General features: G+C 39.4%; 3 protein-coding genes and 1 pseudogene. All 4 read right to left on the reverse strand.

The genetic code is table 11. The features are described 5' to 3' along the window. Nucleotides 1-185: pseudogene (locus QT990_RS35640) on the reverse strand (hypothetical protein); the annotation flags it as partial. A 39-nt stretch (nt 186-224) separates the two neighbouring features. Next, the gene (locus QT990_RS35645; RefSeq protein ID WP_333311087.1) at nt 225-635 is read right to left on the reverse strand and encodes a hypothetical protein; all 411 of its coding nucleotides are present in this window, start codon (nt 633-635) and stop codon (nt 225-227) included. Between the two features lie 164 nt (nt 636-799). Beyond that, complete coding sequence (locus QT990_RS35650) at nt 800-1,675, reverse strand: hypothetical protein (RefSeq protein ID WP_333300934.1); 876 nt, start codon at nt 1,673-1,675, stop codon at nt 800-802. Next, on the reverse strand, nt 1,641-2,036 hold a 396-nt coding region (locus tag QT990_RS35655; protein ID WP_333311089.1), incomplete at its 5' end, for a GDP-mannose 4,6-dehydratase. The genes QT990_RS35650 and QT990_RS35655, both read right to left, overlap by 35 nt.

The raw sequence follows: 2,036 nt of genomic DNA on the forward strand, positions 1-2,036 counted from the left end.
AGTTGATTTGGTAAAAATATTTGAGCCGTGCGATCGACTATTCTAGTAAAGAGCGATCGCGTCACGTTCTTCGCGTACTGAGGGCGGTAAGGATAAGTGCAGTGCATTACTTTAATCGGTTTGTCGATCGTATAAACATCTTTCCACTTATCCAAGTAGTTGTAAACCGGGGACAAAGTTGTCATTTTCGGTTTCACCGATTCCACAGCCGCTGCAAAAGCGCCCTAGTCTTTCACTATTAGCACATTTTGATGCGCCACTACCATCTCGAAATATTTCTTAAAGTTGGTGAACAATTCCTGAGTTTTACTGCTTTTCGTAAAAGCGATAAATCCGCCATTGTCTTGAATGCTATTTTCATTTAGCGGCAACCCGACAGACTGCAAAGTTGACAGAATATCCTGCTTGACTCTTAATAAATTTGCCGCTTTAGCAATGGCAGGCTGCACATCTTCTGTTATCAGCAAATCTACTTCATCAAGATAGTCAAAAACTTCATATATTGGCGATAGCAAACAAATATCGCAGTCCAGATAAATAGTTTTCTCAAAAGGAGATTGTTGATACAAAGCCAGCTTAGCTTGTCGCGATGCTAAAACAGGATTTTTGTGAGACGGTGCGGCATGCAATCTCACATTTCCGAACACCAAAAGTAATGGATATAAAAATCGCGGGGATCTATCTATTAAAATAATAATTGGTTCGCGGTGAAACTTCCTGACTGAAGCTAGAAAATGTATGCAGTCTTGAAATGAATACAATCCAATTAAAATGGTGATAAATCCTCTATCTTTTTTTTCTAACGATAGTAAAAATCGAAATTTAATAAGGCAATTAACTGTGTTTTTAATAACCGATAGAGATATTGCCAATGCTCAAACTGCAATTTAGCCCAAACTTTATCCCAAAAGGTTCTTACTTGATTTTTTTCCCAGTCCCAATGAGCCAAAGAATGCTCCATAATTTGAGCGAGTTCCTGCCACCCATCATTACGAATATTCCACCCAACTTTAGCAGTTGCTAACCCAATGGGATTACCGTCTTTTGTTTTGACTTTTTGCACTTCAAAAAATCTTCCAATCTTTCCCCATTCTTGAATAAACTGAATTTCTTTCCCATTGTCTCTCGCAATTACGAACAAGTTTTCTGGAACAAAACTTACATTCTTCAATGGTATTTCTAGCTTTTTGGCTAATTTATGAATTGCCTCTTTTCTCCCCGGCAATGATTGATTTGGTGGATGTTCTAGAATGGGAATAAACTCTTTACAAGTAATTCCTGACATCCATTCTCTCTCCGGCACTTTTCCTATGATTCTTGTATCTGCATCCACAAAGATTGTCACTCGGCATAATTCTAAGGCTTTTTTTAGTGCAAATCGTTTATCATTATAACAATAATCTACACCTTCGCGACTTTTTTTAAAGGCGAAAACATTCGTCAACTTCTGAAAGTCATTTGGGTAGTCAGTACAAACAACTAGCATCGTCCCTAGAGAATGAGTTTCTAAGTCTGCTGCTAGTTGTTTGGCTAATTCGCGATACTTTTTCCCAAAAGCTAAGGTGCAAAAACAAAAATCTTTGTAACTGTTTAACATTATTTTTGACTCAATTTTTGCACTTGTTTTATTTGAGTTTATGCTAACTGTGACGCTTTTGATGCCACTGCCAAGCATGGGAGATAATGTTCTTAATGTCGGGATATTCGGGAGACCAACCCAAGGTTTCGATCGCCTTTTTGCTGCTGCCAACCAAAGAAGGCGGATCTCCCGGACGCCGTTCACGCTCAACAGCCTTAATCTCTTTTCCCGTCACTTGGCGAGCCGCTTCTATCACCTCTTTCACCGAAAACCCGCCGCCATTGCCCAAATTAAAGAAATCTGATTTGCCACCATTTAACAAATATTCTAATCCCAAAATGTGAGCAGATGCCAAATCGTTAACGTGAATGTAATCCCGGATGCAAGTACCGTCAGGAGTCTCGTAATCCGTGCCAAAAATCGCGATCGAATCTCGTTTACCCAAAGCCGCGAACAA

This window comes from Microcoleus sp. T3_B1 (assembly GCF_036700445.1).
GTDB lineage: Bacteria > Cyanobacteriota > Cyanobacteriia > Cyanobacteriales > Microcoleaceae > Microcoleus.

Bases quoted from the DNA above. Each gene is read 5' to 3' on its own strand.
- QT990_RS35650 (WP_333300934.1), bottom strand. From the start codon at position 1,675: ATGCTTGGCAGTGGCATCAAAAGCGTCACAGTTAGCATAAACTCAAAT.